The organism is Streptomyces sp. NPDC050439 (assembly GCF_040655335.1).
GTDB lineage: Bacteria > Actinomycetota > Actinomycetes > Streptomycetales > Streptomycetaceae > Streptomyces.
Map to the genome: position 1 here is coordinate 865,355 of NZ_JBFAJT010000002.1, position 17,771 is coordinate 883,125.

Sequence of the window (17,771 nt, forward strand, 5' to 3'; positions counted from 1 at the left end):
GTTCTCATCGCTTCAAGGGAAGGAGCCGCCCGCTTCGAGGGAAGGAGCCGCGTGCTTCGAGGGAAGGAGCCGCGTGCCGGTGTCAGTAGGGCGCGCACAGGTAAGGTTAGGGGAACCTTACCTCGGAATGCGTGCGCAGACTGCCGTACGGTTAGGACATGTCCCTGCCCTCATCATTCGCCGCGGGTTCCGGTTGCCCTCCGCCGATTCCGGGCGCGCGGTGGAGTGAGGCGGACGCGCCCGTTCGACCGCTGCTGCTCTGGGTGCGCACCGGCACGGCACACGTGCGCCTCGACGATGGCCCGTTGCTCCACCTCAGGGCCGGCGAAGGCGCCTGGATTCCCGCGGACGGGCGGGCGGAGCGGGCGATCACCACCGAGCCGGGCACGGTCGCCTTCCCGCTGTGTCCCCACGCAGGCGTCGGCACCCGAGGGGTGTCGGAACTGACGCGATTCGACGTTCCCAGCGGCTGGCAGGACTGGTTGATCCAGCTCTTCAACCTGCAGGTCACTCCGTTCAGCGGCCGCGGGTACTCCCCCGAGGCGATCGAGGAGCTCCTCCGGCGTCCCGGCTCGCGCCCGCCGGCGCCCGCCGTGGTCGGGGGCGGGGTCGGGGCCGGGGTCGGGAGGGAGGCAGGCCCAGCGCGGTTCACCTCCCCGGCGATGCCGCGAGCCCGCGGCGCCAGAGCGGTCGCCGAGGAGCTGATGCGCGACCCCGGGCTCGATCTCACGGTCGAGCGGTGGGCATCGCGGGTGCTCTGCAGCCAGCGCACCCTTCGCCGTGACTTCCTCGCCGACACCGGCCTCACGTTCGAGCGATGGCGGCTGCTCTGCCGGCTCGGTGCCGCCGTGGAGTTCCTCGTCGCCGGTTACGACGTGGACCAGGTGGTCGCCCTGGTGGGCTTCGCCAGCCGCAACGGCCTCACACGGGCCTTCAAGGGACAGTTCGGACTGACCCCCCACGAGTTCGGACGGGGACTGTCCGCCCGGCCGGGCGCCGGTGGACTGACGCAACGGGCGACGGCGGCACAGCAGACCGACGACCTGATCCGAATGCTGCGCGAGACGGGCACTCCCGCCGCGCCCGAGACCCTGCCCGCGGCCAGCACGCCGTCACACACCAACGACATCCACGTCCTCAGCTGGATGTACCGAGGCAGCGGTTACCTGGACATCGGCGACCAGCACTACGAGCGGGAGCGAGGCGTGGCGACCTGGATCCCGGCGGACAGGGAGCATGTCACCGGTCTCCGCGAGAACTCCGTCTCCCTGCCGCTGGGCAACGCGAGTACCGCCGACCTCCACCTGACCGCACCGCTGCAGGTGCGGTTCTCGCCCGCGTGGGACGACTACTTGATGTTCTGCTCGATCAGCGCCCGGTCCGCACTGCGCCCCGACGACCACGACCCCCGCCACATCCTCGACCTGTTCGCGGAACAAGTCGCCGCGCAGCGAGCGCTGTCGGTGCCGATGCCCACCGATCCGCGCGCGCGTGCTGTCGCGATGGAGTGCCTGCGTCGTATCGGCGAACCTGGCGGGACGCATGATGCCGATGTCGGCGCCGAGATCCACCGTGCCTTCCGCGACGAGACGGGAATGACATTCGGCCGCTGGCGCTATGCCGCCCGCATGCGCATCGCCCGCGACCTGCTCGCCGGGGGAGCCCCGCCCAGCGCCGTCGCACGCCGGATCGGATACGCCCACCTCCCCACGTTCAGCGCCGCCTTCTCCCGCTTCCACGGGCTCTCCCCGCGCGAGTACCAGGAACGCGAGGTGGCGGACGGCCACTGAGAGGACGTTCGCGCCATCTACGCCGAGGCGTTCGGAGCCGCAGGAACACATCAAAGCCCTGGAAACCCAGGTTGACCTCTGGCTCGACGATCCGGCGATCCGGCGATCCGGCCGGACAGGTCGCCTCGACCACTGAAAGCGAATATGTGCGCAGCCGCCCGAGTGAGAGCAAACAGGTATGGGGTCACGCGGGAGCAACAGAAAAAGGGCCGTTCGAAAACGGCCCTTCAGCTGCGACGTTCGAATGTTCGAACTAGTCGGGACGACAGGATTTGAACCTGCGACCCCTTGACCCCCAGCGGCGCGGTCGCTCCCGACCAAGGACTGAAAACGATAGCCCGCCGTAGAGGGCCTTCTACAGAAACCATAATGCAACCTGCGGAACTACTAGCCTGAGCCACGCAGTTGGATGCTCTGGGGAGCAACTCGAAGTCGCGTATGACCGTAGGCGTCCGCTCGAGGTGTCAATTCGCCTCTCCGGCAATGCGATCGCCAGAGGCGACCAGCCCTTGGCACACGTTCACGTCCATTGCGCGTCCCCCAGTCTCGCTTGCGCACCGTTCGCGGCACCATGCCTCACGCTGACTGACGAGCGCCTGCCGGTGAGGACGTTGATACTCCGATCGCCCGGACAGCCCTCGGCCACTCGCACCCCAGCGATCCTCTAGAGCATCAGCAGTGGGAACACCGCCCCAGCAGTACCTCCCCCACTCAGTTGCTCGCCACCTCGACAGAGCATTACGCCTTCCCACGTCTGCGTGATGGACTCCAGGCCCCTCGATTCGAAAGGGCATTCAGCGGCTTTGAGGCCCGTACGGGCTCCACCCGTGCAGGAAGGGCTCCAGGTCGCTGTGCCGCGGCTCGGGCGCCGTGGGAATTCGAAGGGCCCGACTAAGTGGATCGATTGAACGTACGTGATCGGACGCCCAGGACAGCCACGCCTCAGCTTCGGTACGTTCTGCGCCAGCTGTCATGGCTTCGATCCGTGCGCGTGCTGTAGCTAGGAAGGTAGAAAGTCGTCTGGCCTGCTGCCATGCCTTTTCCTGCTGTTCCAGCACACGGACGCGGAATGCCTCGGCGTAATCGACCCGGGCCTGCCGCACTGCCTCTTCCCATTGCAGGCGCTTGAGCCGCGCCTGCTCGGCTTCCTCCGCCCGTTTTCGTTCGGCAGCCAGTCCGCGCAGGTCAACTTCCTGCAAAATCTCCGGCAATTGTTCTTCCAACGGATGATCCGGCATGTCTTTCCATGCCGACTGCCGATGGGTGGCTCCACCGCTCAGCGTGATGGTGAGACGGTCGGAGAGCGCGTAGTCATACTTGGGGATCCTGACCCAGGAGAACTGCTGGGCATCAGCGAGTTCCTTGGCCGTCGGCACATGCTCCGTTCTGTCCTGCTCCTGCCCGAGAGAGACACCGCAAGGCTGACCTTGGGCCGTGATAGTGAAGAGGCTTGCATCCCGGCGGCGTGAGTAGTGCCCTCGGCGGCCGTCAGCGGTGAGCTGAACCTGGAGCTCTCGGCGCTCCGCCTCGGCAACCATGGCTTGTACGAGGCGTAGCGCTCGCGGCTGTACCGACCTGCTCAGGCCCAGAGCGGGTTCCCCGGCCCGAAGTGCAGCTACGACAGCATGTGGCTTGTGGAGTCGCTCCGGAACCGGAATCGGGTCCAGGACCGCCAGCTTCCACGCCGGAATGTTCTGGATGGTGATCTCGCGGCCACCGGCCCGCCAACGATGCACCAGTTCCTGCCCTGCGGGCAGCTTGCCGCATCGCTGCGCCGACCTGATCCGGGCCGACCAGTTGGAAGCTCCTGGCCCGTACGCCTCTTTGGTGACGAGGATTCCGCCAGCGGCCAGGACATCATCAATGAGCTGCTCGCCGAGGGTCTTCTTAGGCTGCTTCGCCGCCGCATGCACTCTGGGCGTGGCGTTCGCCTCAGTTTCAAGAGCGGAGGGCTTCCCGGAGGCGGAGTTCCCCGCCGGCCTGGGCCGTGGGTTGGCCGGACCCCGAGACCTGGTCCCGCCCGCCGAGTCTCGTGTGGCGGGTTCATGCCGCGCCGTAGGCACGGGAGGGACCCCGTGTTCAAGGTAGTGCCGACCCGCAGCCGTGGCCTCGGCACGCCACACGCCACGCCGCCTGGAGATCTTCACCAGTCCACGATTCTGCAGCGCCTGAGCACGGGTCTTGTAGGTGAAGTCGCCCTCGCCCCATGCTCCCTCCGGACAGCCGCCGACTACCCAGCGGAGCACGTGCATTTGCTGCTCGTTGAGTGGAGCCTTGGCCATAGCTGCCTCCCCATTGCGTGCTGCGGACGGCGCCCTGGCCGTCTCCAAGCGAATATCGACCCGCAGGCGGTCAGTCGGGCAGCTCCATCCTGCGGAATGCCGCAACGGGAATTTCGAACTGCGCCTCTATCTTCGCGGCGTCCTTGTCCCGGCCGACCTGGCGAAGCATGCCGACGGCCTGCTCCACGTCGGCCATGACGCGCTCTGCGTGCAGGACGGCACCTTTGCGGGCGCACGCCAGTGCCACGGGCCAGGGCGCTTGTGCGCTTCCGTCAGCATGAACCGTCGTCAACGGATCACTCGTGAAGAGCTCTGTGCTCTCACCCAGCGCATCGGCAAACGCCGTCACATCGTGTACGTACAAGACGCCACCGTCGTGTCGCGAATAACCGACGTCCGCCAATTCGCCCCAGGGGCAGGATTCGAAAACGGTGTCTACCGCTCGGCGTTCGGGCACCTCACGCGGGGGCGTGGCCGCTGCTAGATCTTTCCAGCGGTGCTCTTCGGCCAGCCAACGGTCGGTCTGCTCCCACGGAACGTGCAACTGCGAGCGCGGCACCCACGCCTCGCGGCCCTCGTCCTCGTCCGCTGTGAAGCGGACCTTGACGCGCGGCGGACGTTTAGCACCGAGACGAAGCACTTCCACCTTGGCAACCGGGGCATGTGCCCTCACACGGTGCGCCCAGAACTCTCCTGCCTCCATCAACGCCCCTCCCGTGAATTCCTCTGTGCCACAGGAGGACTGGCAGGGGGAATCACACTCAGTCGGGGAAGGCCGCCAGCGCCCGGCTTCGTCCGCCGCCGACTCCCCCTCGGTAGCCCCTCAGTCTCACCACGAGTTGCAGCCTTGGCGCCTCCCCCGCGGAACTCGTGCCGGATGCCTACTTCCACGGATACCCTGCCCACCTTCGCGGCCGCGCCCAATTCGGTAGCGAACGCAGACGTGAGTGAAGAGCATTGTGCGCCTCCGTAGCGGGGAAAGTCGGCATGCAGGTTGAAGGAGGACTACATACCGCATCATCCTGGCGTCATGAGTTTCGTCTCTGCCTCCGTCGACGTTCCCGCCACGGGCGACTACGCGCGCGACTGGGCACTGGTCGACGTGGAAACCTCCGGCCTCATGGCCCGGAGGGACCGGGTGCTGTCCGTGGCGGTGGTGACGATCGGGCCGGACGGCGAGCAGACCGGGGAGTTCTCCACGCTGCTCAACCCGGGATGCGACCCGGGGCCGGTGGAGGTACACGGGCTGACCGTCGAGCGGCTGCGGGGTGCGCCGACCTTCGATCAGGTCGCCGGGCGGATCGCGACGATGCTCCAGGACCGGGTCCTGGTCGCTCACAACGCACAGTTCGACTACGACTTCCTGGCCTACGAGTTCGCCCGCGCGCGTATGTGGCTGCCGGTGTCCCAGCGGCTATGCACACTGGCCCTGAACCGTCAGGTCGATCCGCCGACGCTCGACATGAAGCTGGGCACCCTGGCCGCCCACTACGGCGTATCGCAACAGCAGGCGCACGACGCGCTGGACGACACCCGGGTGCTTGCCGGGATCTTGCGGGCGTCACTCCGGGAGGCAGCACGGCTCGATCTCCCGTTGCCGTTGGTGAGCTGCCCTCCTCGGGCGGAGTCCCAGTTCACGCCGAAGCCGCCCAAGACTCCGTGCGACTACCGCAATCCGGGACGGCATACTCCGGGCGGGCCACTGCAGCAGGGGATGAAGATCGCGATAACCGGCGAGACCACCCACGCGCGAGCAGAGCTGTTCGGGCGGGCCGTGGCTGCCGGGCTGAACATGATGACCTCTGTCAGCCGACACACCAGCGCGCTGGTCACCAACGAGCCGGCGTCGCAGTCCTCGAAAGCCCGGCGTGCGCTCGCCGAAGGCGTGCCAGTCATCGATGAAGACACCTTCCTGCGGTTGCTGGCCGACGTACAGGCCGGGACAACTCATGAGGCAACCGCCGTTGTGGTCATCCCGGTGACCGAACCTGCCGCGACACCAGTCGGGTCCGTGGGACCGAGGTCCTCCCATGCCCCTGCCACCGTCGACCCAGAAGCAGCCCTCCTCCCCACGGCCTCCCCCGGTGTACCCATCCCCGCCCCTCGCCGACCAGAGCCCTTGGCCGACACTCTGGGCATGCCACTGGCTGGACACCGGGTACTTGTGCTCGGTGGTGTCCATGCCGATGCTGTGGCGGCTCGCACCCGTGTCGTCGAGCTGGGTGGGTCGGCGGCGATTAACCTGTCCGCCAGCGTCACCGACATCGTGCTGCTCGTGGGCGGGGAGAGCGACCGGCGCATGAGCCGCATCACCGCCCTTGAACTCCCGGTGCACGATCCGCATTGGCTCAACGCCCCGACCACCACCGATCGGGACACGGCGGCTGTCCGACCGCAGGGGCCACAGGTGATGCCAAGGGGTGGTGTCATCGACTTGCCCGTGCCACACGGTACGTCCGCGCCCGAGTGGTACGTCACGGTCGGCTGGGCACCGCAGGCCGACTGCGAGATCGACGTCGTCGCCTTCATCCTCGACGAGGACGAACAGGTCACCTTCGACGAGGACTTCATCTTCTACGGCGCCCCTGAAAGTCCCGCCGGCACCGTGCGGCTCCTCACCGGTGGCCCTGCCGAACAGTCCATCGCCGTCGACCTCGCGTCCCTGCCGCCCGCGAGCCGCAAGGTGGTGGTCGCCGCGGCCATCGACGGCTCCACGACCTTCGGCACTGTCGGCGCGATCCAGATCGGTTCCGCCCCCGGCAGTAGCGGATCACCGCTCGCCCGGGCCACCCTGGACGCCGCCACCACCGAACGCACCATGCTGCTCGCGGAGATCTACCGCAGAGGCCCGGTCTGGCGCCTGCGCGCCGTCGGCCAGGGCTACGACCACGGCCTCGACGCCCTCGCGCGCGGCTACGGCGTCGACATCGCCGACTGAGCCTGCGGTGTCATCCCGCCGAGCACCAACGATCTGCGCCCGCAGACAGCCCATCGCCGACCGGAAAGGGCGCCTCGAACATCTTCGGCTCGACCGTTTACCATGATTGGGTGATCACGTAGGCCGTCTCCGCCACCATCACCGAACGGGCGCACGATGGCGGCGGCAGGGGGCCAGAAGAGGGGGACTGGTGGACATCGGCCTGTCGGAGACAATCAAGGCACTGCGCGGTGAGTTAGCGCAGGCGATGTCAGACGCCGAGGGTCAACCGGTCCGCCTTCGCGTGCAGTCGGTGAAGCTAGACGTACAGGTCGCGGTGACAGCATCGACAGAGGCCGAGGGCGGGGTCAAGTTCTGGGTGCTGTCGGCTGGCGGTAAGGCGACCAGGGACGCATCCGCCACGCACACCGTGTCTTTGGAACTCTCGGCCGAGACGGCCAACGGCGGATCCGTCCTAACAGATTCGGGGCGTGGAACCGTTCTGGAGGACTGACCTTGTGGATAAGTCAGTCCTGCAAGAGTGGCGTCGGCTGTGGCTAATCTAATGGCCGCAAAGCAGCCCTTGGAGCGTGTGGCCATGGTGGTGCGCCGCGGATCCGACGGCGTCCCTCGATTCGCTGCTTCCGGATTCATGCTCGCCTCACGACTGGCCATCTGCGCCGGCCACGGCTTTGCCCAGCCCGGTGACAGCTACGAAGTGAGACTTCCGGGGCAGTCCACGCAGAGGCTTCAGGTCACCGCGGTGCGGCGGCACCGAAGCGACGAGGTGGACCTCGCCCTCCTGGTTCTCGGGGAGGGCGGGCCCGACATCCCTCCCGCCCGGTGGGGCGTCCTGCCTCGAACCGTGGAGGCGGTACCGTTCATCGCGATTGGGTTCCCCAACCATGCGTCGCGTCAGAATGTGCCGAAAACCCGTCAGATGACCGGGGCGATCCTTCTGGGCTCCTTACTGGGGAGCCACGAGATGGAGCTGTCCCTCAGCAGCCCAGCGCCGCTGGAGTCGAGCGGATCTCCCTGGCGGGGGGTGTCCGGGGCAGGGGTCATCACGCAAGGCGGCGTTCTCGTCGGCGTGTGCACGAGCCACCACGTTCCATCCGGCGCGGCAAGCCTCACGGCGACCGACCTCTCCCAGGTGTCCCGAGATCCTGAATTCGTGCGCCTGCTGGCCGAGCACGAGGTGAAGCCGGTGCCGCCGGGGGACATCGCGCCGACACCGTTCGACCCCGCCGTGCGCGGCCGCGTACGTACCCATGCCGAGATCATGCGGCGACTGCTCGGACGACGCAGCTTTCTCGACGAGGAGCACCTGCCCTTCATCCATCCGGGGATGGACCACGCATCGCATCCGGACCACCTGTTCGCCCGGCTGAGCACTGGCCGTTCACGAGGGGCACTGCTGGTCGGACCGGCCGGTTCGGGCAAGACGCGAACATGCTTCGAGGTCGCGCACCGGGCGGACCGCGCGGGCTGGCAAGTCCTGCACGTCCAGCCCGACAGCGCCGTGACGGTCGACGACGTGGCCGCGTCCGTCGTCTCGTGCGGCCGCCGACGCGTGCTGCTGATACTGGACTACCTCGACGCCTGCCCACAGGTCGACCTGCGCGCCCTCGCCGAAGTGCTGATCCCAGAGGCCAAGCAACGTGGCGTGACCGTGGCATGCCTGGCCTCCGTACGGCCCGGATCCCTGCACACGGTTCAGCTCCGTGGCAGCAGCCGAGTGCTCGACGAGATCTATGTACGAGAGGACTGGCCACACCAGTCCGCGATCATCGACCAGGTAGTCCGCCACACGGCACCCGAAACCGCGCGCCGATGGGGGGCCGAGGCGCTGTCCCAGATCTGCGGGCGGCGTCCGGTGATCGCGCTATTGATCGCGCGCGCGATCGAGGAGCAGGGGCTGGCTCATCACACACCGGAGGTGGCAGCATCGGTCCGGCCCGGCGAGCTGCTGGACTGGCTGCGCGAGGGCATGCGCCGGGACGCGCTCGCCACGAGCCCCGCACTCAGCCCGTCCCCCTTGGGTATCACCACCCCTGCCATCGAGCAGCTGGCCTACACCGTGGCGGTCGTGGCGAGCCCGCAGTCCCGGATAGTCGTCGAACAGGCCATCGACACGTTCCTCACGGTGGCCGGTGGGCTGGCCCTTCCGTTCGGAGGGCGGCGCGTCGTCGACACGCTGATCTCTCTTGGGTGGCTCGATGAGGTCGGCGGTCAGCTGGTCGTGGTCCACGACATTGTCACCGACGAACTCCTGCTGCAGTCACTGATGCCTTCTCCCGGATGGAGCATCGACGCAGGCGCTGCCGGTGCGCTCTTCGACGCGTTCACGCGACATGCACGTACGTTCTCCGTATTCACCGGCCATCTCCGTCGGCTGGCCGTCGACATGGCAGCGCATGGCCCCGCCCATCGGATCGCCGCCCTGGAACGCTTTTGCTGGGAATGGCTCACGGCCCAGGTGGTTCCGCTCGGCCACCTCCTGGCGGACGCCGGTGACGACGGCGGCCAGGCACTGCTGACGATGGTGACGAGTCGGCCCTGGCAAGGGTTCGACCGCTCTGTGTGGGACACGCTGGTTGCTCCCTGGCTCTCCCGCGCCGAGGCCAACCACACCGCGCAGCCGTTCCTCACCGCCGCCCTGAGAGGCATGGATCCCGCTCCCGCGTTCCTTGTCGAGGATTCCGTCGGATGGCTCGTTCGCCGGGGCGGACAGACCGACACAGAGTATCTTCTACTCGCGCTGATCGAGCGCCCCGACCTTTCACAGAGGACCGAGGATCTGGTGGTCGACTGCACCCTCGCTTGGGTGTCTTCCCGGCCCGACTGGCGTCATACGCCCGCGCTGTTGAAGCGCCTGCTCGGCATGGACCACTCCCGGGATCGGCTGGAGAGAGTGGTCGCGAGCGTACTGGCGTGGCTCACCCCGTACCGGTCCCTCGGAGTCGCACCCGTGACCCGTGCGTTCCTGCAGCGTGCGGACATCGAGACGGTCGCCCGCCGGAAGCTCGTGGACCGCGGCCTCGTGTGGCTGCGTTCTAATCTGCGCCCAGGCTCGAACATCGGTCCGGAACTGTGTGTCCTGCTCGAAGACGACCGCCTCCCGGAGCCGGACCGCGCGACATTGATCCGAAGCGCACTGGACTGGCTGGAGACGGGACAGGTGTACCCGAGCACAGGCCGGGTCGTGCAAAGACTCCTGTCCACGGCCGGGTGTCCGCCGGAGCTGCGTCCCCGGCAGATCGCCGTCGCCCGCTGGTGGGCGGCCGAGGGAGATGCCGACCACCCGGCAGGCTCACGCGTCCTGGGCACGTTGCTGTCCGCCGACAGCGTGGCGGACGCCGCTGCCCTCCTCCTGGAACGATTGAGGTCGCAACCTGACGCCCAGTCCGCCCCGGCCATACTCTTTCGCCTGCTCGTCCACTGCGAGGAACTCACCCAGGACCAGGCTCGGACCGCGGTCACGCTCGCCTTCACATGGCTCGACAGCCACCCGGAGCACGAGACGTTCGGTTCCGTTCTGGGCGCTCTCCTGCACATGCCGGACCTTCCGTCCGCACAGCGACAGCGTGCCAACTGTCTCGGATGCGCCGCGCTCCTCGCACATCCAGGTAATCACGTGCTCATGGCAGCTATGCTCAGCCAGCTCGATGGGCTGACGCGCGATCAGGCACGGTCCCTCGCGGACATCAGCCTCCGGTGGCTCGCCTGCCACAGCGGCAAGGTCCAGCGTCCGGTGCTCGCCTCCTTCCTCACCCGCCTCGACTTGTCCGTCGAGCAGGCACGCACCGGCATCGACATCGCCCTGGACCGTCTGAGCACCGACCGTTCGATGAAGTCCCGCACCGTACTCTCTGGTGTCCTGCGCCACCCGGCCCTCGACGAGGACCGACGATCCCGCGCCGTCGACAGTGCCCTGAGCTGGCTCGAAGAGCACGACATGGGGCCGAAGGTACGTCTGGTCATCGAGGATCTGCTCACTCTCCCGGCGCTCTCACCGAACCAAAGAGTCCACGTGACGCGCCTGGCAGCCGACTGGTTGACCCGGCACGAAGACCTGCCGTACGCAGATCGCCTCCGCTCCGCGCTCAACGCGGAAACGCGGCGCGACGCCTCGCGGGAGCAACCAGGATCTGACTTAGGATCACCTCCCCGTTCCTGACCTTGCGCATGCCGGAAGTGTCATCCATGCAGCTCGGAAGCGTCTCCGGTGGTGCGGCAGGATGAGCGCTTCTGTTGCTTCGCCTCGCCTATCTGACCGTGTTGGCGCCTAGAACTCGGCTACTGCTGCTGACCTCAGGCTTGCGATCGAGACCGGGCAGGGCGAGATCCGGAGACATGGCTCTGCGACTGCTGTACCTGACCTTATTGAAGGTCCTGGGATGGGTTGCGCTGCTGGCACGATCGGAGGCTTCCAAGAACGCGGAGATCCTCGTCCTGTGGCACCAGCTGGCTGTGCTCCGCCGCCAAGTCACCCAGCCGCGATGCTCATGGGCAGACCGGGCGGTGATCGCCGGACTGTGCGCCTGCCGAAAATGTCGTCCATGCAGATCAGGAGCCTGGCCGGTGTGCGGCAGGATGAGCACTCGTGTTGCTTCGTCTCGCCTATCTGACCGCCACCAACCTGTTCGCCGCACTGCGAATGCTGCCGATGAGCGACCGCGCCAAGGACGCAGAGATCCTTGCCCTGCGCCACCAGCTCACCGTCCTCGAGCGGCAGCTCGGAGCAGAACGGGTGAAGCTCGCTCCGCAAGACCGGGCGCTCATGGCCGCTCTGCTGGCGCCGCTGCCCCGCCAGGTACTGCGCCGGCTGCGGCTACTGGTCCGCCCCGACACCGTGCTGCGCTGGCACCGCGACTTGATCAAGCAGCGCCATGCCCACACATGCCGGTCGAAGAGACCAGGCCGACCACCCACCATCCGTTCGATCCGCACCCTCGTCCTGCGCCTGGTCCGTGAAAACCCCTCCTGGGGCTACCGCAGAGTGCACGGCGAACTCGCTACCCTCGGCATCCAAGTCGCCGCCTCTACCGTCTGGGAGATCCTGTCGTCCGAGGGCATCGACCCGGCGCCCGACCGGGCCGCCACCACCTGGGCCGACTTCCTGCGCTCCCAGGCCGACGCCCTCCTGGCCTGCGACTTCATCGAGACCATCACCCTGACCGGCAGGCGTCAGTACATTCTCGCCGTCATCGAGCACACCACCCGCCGCATCCGGATCCTCGGCACCACCGCACACCCCACCGCAGCCTGGGTCACCCAAGCCGCCCGCAACCTGGCCATGGACCTGACGGACGCCAACGCCACCCCCGCGTACCTGATCCGAGACCGGGACGCGAAGTACCCCAGTCTCTTCGACGAGATCCTGGCCAACGTCGGCATCCAAGTCGTCCGCACCGGCATACGGATACCGCGCATGAACGCGATCATGGAGCGCTGGGTACAGACCTGCCGCCATGAACTACTGGACCGCACCCTCGCCTGGAACGAACGTCACCTACGCCACGCGCTCCGCCAGTTCGAACAGCACTACAACACCCACCGGCCCCACCAAGCGATAGACCAGACAGCACCCCTGCGCGCCACCCCCGAACCACTCCCCCGGGCACAGATCACCAAGTTGAAGGTACGCCGGAAAGACCGCCTCGGCGGAGTCCTGCACGAATACCAACATGCCGCCTGAACTGCGCGGATGGAGTTTTCGGCAGGCGCAGAGCCCCGGGTAACACACCGGACACCGATGTGAACGTGCGCGCAAGAAGCCGAATATGTGCACAGCCTCCCGAGTGGGAGCAAACAGGCAAGGGGTCGCACTGGGAGCGTGCTCCCACTCCCCGCTCCCCCTGGGAGCGGGGGAGCAACAGAAAAAGGGCCGTTCGAAAACGGCCCTTCAGCTGCGACGTTCGAATGTTCGAACTAGTCGGGACGACAGGATTTGAACCTGCGACCCCTTGACCCCCAGCGCTGCGCTCGCTCCCGCATGAGCCCTTCAAGTCATCAGTGAGCCATTGAGGGTTGCTCCCAACGACTGCACGGCTGTTCGCGGAACTACACACCCCAGGTACACAGTTCAGCGCTTCCGAGAGAAGTTGCCAGCTACTGCCTACGGCACGCGCGTTTATCGCACCGCCAATTCTCTTCTCCTGACGAGGCACCATGAGCTGGCGGCCAGTATCCCGCCTACTACACGCCGTTGCCCGACGCCGGGCGCTTTTGCGTGACGCTGCCATCAGCCGCCTGCCGAAAATGTCGTCCATGCAGCTCACGAGTCTGGTCGGTGGTGCCGCATCGATTACTCTTCCGCTACGTGAGAGCGTACTCCCGCTTCACGCTCCCATTCGGAGGGCCCGGAGAACAGAAAGAGGCCGTTCACAAACGGCCTCTCACCTGCGCCCACTTGACTTCGACCGAGTGCTGTCAGGCGTCCTGCATCGGTGCCCAGAACTCCTCGAAGGACATGGTGCCGTCGCCGTCCGTGTCCAGCACGTCGATGAACCGCTGCGCCTGCTCGTCGGTGAGGTGCTCGCCGTTCAACTCCGCGACGACCTGCCGGTACTCCGTGGCCGTGATCTGACCGTCGCCGTCGAGGTCGTACCGGTCGAAGACCTTGCGTGCGGCCGCTTGCATGTCCACCACGTGAGTTCGCCTTTCCTTATGATGTTCAGGTCGCCCCGGCTAGCGCTCACGCCAGCCAGGGTCGTACAAGATGTTCGCACGCTACTGCGCGCCATCGGCGAGGGAGGCCCAGGGCGTGGGTGTCCGAAACGAAGTTGCCGCTGCTGACCTCGGACTTGCAATCGAGACCGGGCAGGGCAAGATCCTGAGGCATGCCTCTGTAACTCCTGTACCTGACCTTCCTGCAGGTCCCTGGGATGGGTTGCGCTGCCGGCACGTTCGGAAGCTTCCAAGAACGCGGAGATCCTCGTACTGCGGCACCAGCTCGCCGTCCTCCGCCGCCAAGTCGCCCGACCACAACCCTTACGGGCGGACCGGGCAGTGATCGCGGCACTGGCCCGGCTGCTGCCCAAGCCTCTTCGAGGGCATCTGTTCGTCACCCCGGGCACGCTGCTGCGCCGGCACTCCGCACCTGCGAGGCATCCTGACCGCATAGGAAACACACTTCAATACCCATCGCCCACACCGCGCTCTGCGCCAAGCAGCACCCCTGCGACCACTCCCCGGCCGAGGAAACCCAGACGGCAGAGTCGTCCGTCATGATCTACTCGGTGGCGTGATCCACGAATACGCGCAGGTCGCATAGGGCGGTCGAGTTTTGGGCACCCACAGGGTCGACTTCACCGTCCATCGCAGCGGCGACATCGGATCACCCCGCACATCCGGTTCGACCAACGCCAACAGTGCCGGTCGCAGCCCCGGATCCAGATCCGCGAGCCGCTTGCGGCCCCCGCCCGGACGCCGTACCCGCCCCAAGGGCTCCTCGCCGGCCTCCAGCTCGAGCACGCCTTTGCGGACCGTGGTCTCGCTGACCGCGGCCGCCCGTGCGACGACCCGAACGCCGCCATGCCCCAGGGCACGTGCCTCCGCGGCCATCAACAGCCGTCGTTGCCGCTCGTCCAGATGCGGCACCAACACCGCCAGCTTCAAAGCGAGTTGGTTACGTGTCTCGTCCGGGATGCGCATACCACACCAACGATCCCCGGAACGGGAAGCAACACCTTGATTCCCTGCAAGTCCTTAGCTGAGGAGCCCTCACTCAGATCTGAGTGAGGGCTCCTCACATGCATGCCGGGATCATGCCCTGTAGGAGAGCTTCAGCCAGAGCCAGGCCGTACCGCTCGCGATGAACCCCATCAACAGCAAAGCCAGAAACGGTTGCGCGCCGAAGCCGCCTGTGATCACGATGATGAAGATGGCGTAGGCCAAGAAGCCGAGCGCGGCGACACCACTGATCCAGCGGGCAAGGTAATGAGATACCGCTAATGCTTGCGCACGGTCGCTCTCGTTCAGTGGCATGACCCTCCTCTGGCTACAGAGTTGAGGAGCTGGCGACGGGACTGGTCAGCCCGATCTCAGCCGTCTCGGTGACGTTCCCTTCCTCATCTGTAGATGTCGAACGCTTGCCACCATAGGTGGTGTTGGCCTCCGTGGGGGACTCGGGAGCCGTATCTACCTTGACGGGCTTGCCATCGTCCCCAATGACCACGCGCCCCTCCGAGTCGACGATCTCGACCTTGTCCGGTGTTGCCTCGGGAGTGGCCACACCGTCGTCGTCAACCCAATCCGGCGGGGGCGGCGGCTCCTCCGAGATTCCCTTCAGGCCCGAGTGCGCGCCTGACCAGAGCCCTGGGACGCCATTGGGGAAGATGGATTCCGCGTTGTAGGTCATGGTGGCGAAGTTCATCGTGCCGTACCAGCCTTCGCCACACCCCCAGGACAGGTCCTTGGCAGGCCATTCGAGCTCGAACTTGGCCGTATTGCTGGTGTTGGCGAACCACTCTGTGGTCCATTTACACTTGTACCAGTCGGTGCCGTTCCACTTGTAGATCGCGATCCCATCGCGCAGGTGGCCGGCCGGGCGCTTGTACTGGTGCTGACAGTCCGTGGGAATGGAGTTCAGGTCCATCCACGAGGTCACGTCACCCTTGGCATACCCCCGGTTATCTGTGCCGTGGGAAACCTCGCTTCTGTTAGTCATGCAGTGCTTGCCGTTACCGCTGACCCACAACTCGGCTCGCTCGTAGACGTAGTGAGCGTTGGCGGAGCCTGCTAGAGCGACCACCGACACCGCTGCGATCGGGACGGCGATCAGTGCTCTCTGCATCCGTCTCTTGCTCTTGGAACGCTTACTCACAGACTCTCCCATTCAGGTAGGTCGTTCGCGTCCGTTCGCCCCCGTTGCTTACTCCTGTAACGCCGTGCGACATTCGCATCAGGTGATAAACGTTCGATGAATTAACTGGTGACAGCCAGTGGGCTCATCGAATCTTCCAGAGAATGCCGCCGAAAGCGCACAACGGGATCATGAAAGAGTCGTCCTGAGGCGCCGCCAGCAGATTAGTCCGCCAGTCAACTAACGAGGCATCACGGAATTCTAGGCATCGTTCCCAGCGGCTTGAAGGCGTGGCTGATTCCGGCTGCACCCTTCCCATATTTGGCGGAGCTGACCACTCGTACCGGTCTTCCGCAGAGTCTTGAACGCTGGGCCACCTATAGCCCAAAGTCCCCAGTGAAAAGCCCCGTTCAAGCCCCATCGTGGTCCACGCCTGGTTTACACACACTGGTCAAAGCCGTGACAGCCGCGGATCAAGGTGAGACACGCCCCCACGAAAAGGGGTGCCTCTCGATGAGAGGCACCCTTCTGACCAGCACACATGCTGACCTGCAAGCGGTGGGGTGTGGGATTTGAACCCACGGTGACTCCCGCACGACGCTTTTGGAGACCGTGGTGATCCAGGGCATGTCGGGTTCCTTTGCGGTTGTTCGTCTCAGCGGGGCCTGGGGCGCTGCCCAGTGAAAGGCGTCCACGGGGATCCCTCATGCGGCGAGAGCCCCAACGCCCTTGTGGGGGGCGCTGCCGCCGCCCAGGGCACAGCCGGACAGGCCCATCTCCGTGCCGACGAGGTAGAGGGTCTGCAGCAGCACTCCCGCGTTCTTGAGCGTGAGCGCGTAGGAATGCGCGGCGTACTTCCACGAAAGACGCTTGATGCGGGAGACCAAGGTGAGGTGGACATTGGGGCGGCTCGCGCTCGTCGTTGCGGCCTCCGCCTCCCGCAGCAGGGCGTCCACCGCGCCGTCGCCACCGGGCAGCGCGATGAGTGCGTGGCCCAGCGGGTCGTAGCGGTATAGGCCGCGTTCTAGCCCGTCGCAGCGGTGCACCGCGAGGTACAGCTCAGTTGGTGCGCGGAGCCGGCGCTGGGGTAGGGGCGGCTGGTGACCGCGCACGGGTGGCCACCCTCCGGTGCGGTATCGGGCAGGGTGCGGATGCGGGCCGACCGGTACAGTAACTCCCCCACCTCGCACACGGTGATGGGCTGTTCGCCGTATGAGCGGCGCGAGTCGCGGAACGCCAGGAAGGTGTCCGGCGCCCGCACCCGCCTGTCCACCTTCCTCGCGGGCTCGTTCCTGATGGTGCTGTGCATCGTTTTCGGGTCGGTCGTCTCGGACATCCCGATGGCAGCTCTGGTCGCCGTCATGGTGATGGTGTCCTTCGCGACCTTCGACTGGCACTCCATCGCCCCCAAGACCCTCAAGCGGATGCCCACGGGGGAGATCGCCGTCATGGTGATCACCGTGATCTGCGTCGCCGCCACCGACAACCTCGCCATCGGCGTCGTCGTCGGCTCCGTCACCGCGATGGTCATCTTCGCCAAGCGCGTCGCCCACCTCGCCCGTGTCACTGCCAGCACCGACCCGGACGGCACCAGCGTGGTCTACTCCGTGACCGGCGAGCTGTTCTTTGCCTCCTCCAACGACCTCGTCGGCCAGTTCAATTACGCCGGCGACCCCGACAAGGTCATCATCGACCTGACCGCGGCCCACATCTGGGACGCCTCCTCCGTGGCGGCCCTCGATGCCATCGAGACCAAGTACAAGCAGCGAGGCAAGACGGTGGAGATCATCGGCCTGAACGACCCCAGCGCCGACCTCCACGGCAAGCTCACCGGCGAACTCACCAGCCACTGACACCAAGCCCCACCGCACACCGAGGACCCCGGCCATAGCCGGGGCCCTCCGCTGTTGTCCAGTGGCGAGCCTGGCTGGCGGTCCGGCGAACTCACGCTGGGGCGCCGCTTGGTCCAGGTC

At 66.4% G+C, this 17,771-nt stretch carries 11 protein-coding genes and 2 pseudogenes; 6 read left to right on the top strand and 7 right to left on the bottom strand.

Going from position 1 to position 17,771, the window contains the following annotated elements; all coding sequences use genetic code 11:
* Positions 1-158 precede the first annotated feature (158 nt).
* Complete coding sequence (locus AB0I66_RS11070) at positions 159-1,790, top strand: AraC family transcriptional regulator (protein ID WP_363207468.1); 1,632 nt, start codon at positions 159-161, stop codon at positions 1,788-1,790.
* Between the two features lie 794 nt (positions 1,791-2,584).
* On the opposite strand, the gene AB0I66_RS11075 is transcribed toward AB0I66_RS11070, so the two are convergent.
* Both AB0I66_RS11075 and AB0I66_RS11080 read right to left on the bottom strand, forming a co-directional pair.
* The gene (locus AB0I66_RS11075) at positions 2,585-3,703 is read right to left on the bottom strand and encodes a hypothetical protein (RefSeq protein ID WP_363207469.1); all 1,119 of its coding nucleotides are present in this window, start codon (positions 3,701-3,703) and stop codon (positions 2,585-2,587) included.
* Positions 3,704-4,142: 439 nt separating this feature from the next.
* Positions 4,143-4,775, bottom strand: coding sequence for a hypothetical protein (locus tag AB0I66_RS11080; protein WP_363207470.1), 633 nt, complete (start codon positions 4,773-4,775; stop codon positions 4,143-4,145).
* Positions 4,776-5,102: 327 nt separating this feature from the next.
* Between AB0I66_RS11080 and AB0I66_RS11085 the strand changes: the two genes are divergently transcribed.
* The 4 genes from AB0I66_RS11085 to AB0I66_RS11100 all read left to right on the top strand — a co-directional run bounded on the left by AB0I66_RS11085 (position 5,103) and on the right by AB0I66_RS11100 (position 12,690).
* Positions 5,103-7,010, top strand: coding sequence for a TerD family protein (locus AB0I66_RS11085; RefSeq protein WP_363207471.1), 1,908 nt, complete (start codon positions 5,103-5,105; stop codon positions 7,008-7,010).
* Between the two features lie 190 nt (positions 7,011-7,200).
* Positions 7,201-7,503 carry a trypco2 family protein gene (locus AB0I66_RS11090; RefSeq protein WP_363207472.1) on the top strand — a complete coding sequence of 101 codons (303 nt, stop codon included), beginning with the start codon at positions 7,201-7,203 and terminating at the stop codon, positions 7,501-7,503.
* A gap of 84 nt (positions 7,504-7,587) precedes the next feature.
* Positions 7,588-11,169 carry a serine protease gene (locus AB0I66_RS11095; protein WP_363207473.1) on the top strand — a complete coding sequence of 1,194 codons (3,582 nt, stop codon included), beginning with the start codon at positions 7,588-7,590 and terminating at the stop codon, positions 11,167-11,169.
* Positions 11,170-11,595: 426 nt separating this feature from the next.
* The gene (locus AB0I66_RS11100; protein WP_363207474.1) at positions 11,596-12,690 is read left to right on the top strand and encodes an integrase core domain-containing protein; all 1,095 of its coding nucleotides are present in this window, start codon (positions 11,596-11,598) and stop codon (positions 12,688-12,690) included.
* 734 nt (positions 12,691-13,424) lie between these two features.
* Here AB0I66_RS11100 and AB0I66_RS11105 read toward each other — a convergent pair.
* The 5 genes and pseudogenes from AB0I66_RS11105 to AB0I66_RS11125 form a co-directional block, all read right to left on the bottom strand.
* Positions 13,425-13,643, bottom strand: a complete 219-nt coding sequence (locus tag AB0I66_RS11105) for an EF-hand domain-containing protein (protein ID WP_363207475.1) — start codon at positions 13,641-13,643, stop codon at positions 13,425-13,427.
* 651 nt (positions 13,644-14,294) lie between these two features.
* A pseudogene (locus AB0I66_RS11110) lies at positions 14,295-14,648 on the bottom strand (ISAzo13 family transposase); the annotation flags it as partial.
* A gap of 111 nt (positions 14,649-14,759) precedes the next feature.
* Positions 14,760-14,981 (bottom strand): hypothetical protein, encoded by a 222-nt coding sequence (locus AB0I66_RS11115; RefSeq protein WP_363207476.1) that lies wholly within the window; start codon positions 14,979-14,981, stop codon positions 14,760-14,762.
* A 13-nt stretch (positions 14,982-14,994) separates the two neighbouring features.
* Positions 14,995-15,819, bottom strand: coding sequence for a hypothetical protein (locus AB0I66_RS11120; protein ID WP_363207477.1), 825 nt, complete (start codon positions 15,817-15,819; stop codon positions 14,995-14,997).
* Positions 15,820-16,502: 683 nt separating this feature from the next.
* On the bottom strand, positions 16,503-16,910 hold the full coding sequence (locus AB0I66_RS11125; RefSeq protein WP_363207478.1) for a SagB family peptide dehydrogenase: 408 nt from the start codon (positions 16,908-16,910) through the stop codon (positions 16,503-16,505).
* Positions 16,911-17,039: 129 nt separating this feature from the next.
* Between AB0I66_RS11125 and AB0I66_RS11130 the strand changes: the two are divergent.
* Positions 17,040-17,651, top strand: a pseudogene (locus AB0I66_RS11130) (STAS domain-containing protein); the annotation flags it as partial.
* Positions 17,652-17,771 lie beyond the last annotated feature (120 nt).

What these genes read in the sequence shown, in the direction of transcription:
- AB0I66_RS11070 (WP_363207468.1), top strand. Translation starts at nt 159, where the DNA reads ATGTCCCTGCCCTCATCATTCGCCGCGGGTTCCGGTTGCCCTCCGCCG.
- AB0I66_RS11080 (WP_363207470.1), bottom strand. Translation starts at nt 4,775, where the DNA reads ATGGAGGCAGGAGAGTTCTGGGCGCACCGTGTGAGGGCACATGCCCCG.
- AB0I66_RS11085 (WP_363207471.1), top strand. Translation starts at nt 5,103, where the DNA reads ATGAGTTTCGTCTCTGCCTCCGTCGACGTTCCCGCCACGGGCGACTAC.
- AB0I66_RS11095 (WP_363207473.1), top strand. Translation starts at nt 7,588, where the DNA reads ATGGTGGTGCGCCGCGGATCCGACGGCGTCCCTCGATTCGCTGCTTCC.
- AB0I66_RS11115 (WP_363207476.1), bottom strand. Translation starts at nt 14,981, where the DNA reads ATGCCACTGAACGAGAGCGACCGTGCGCAAGCATTAGCGGTATCTCAT.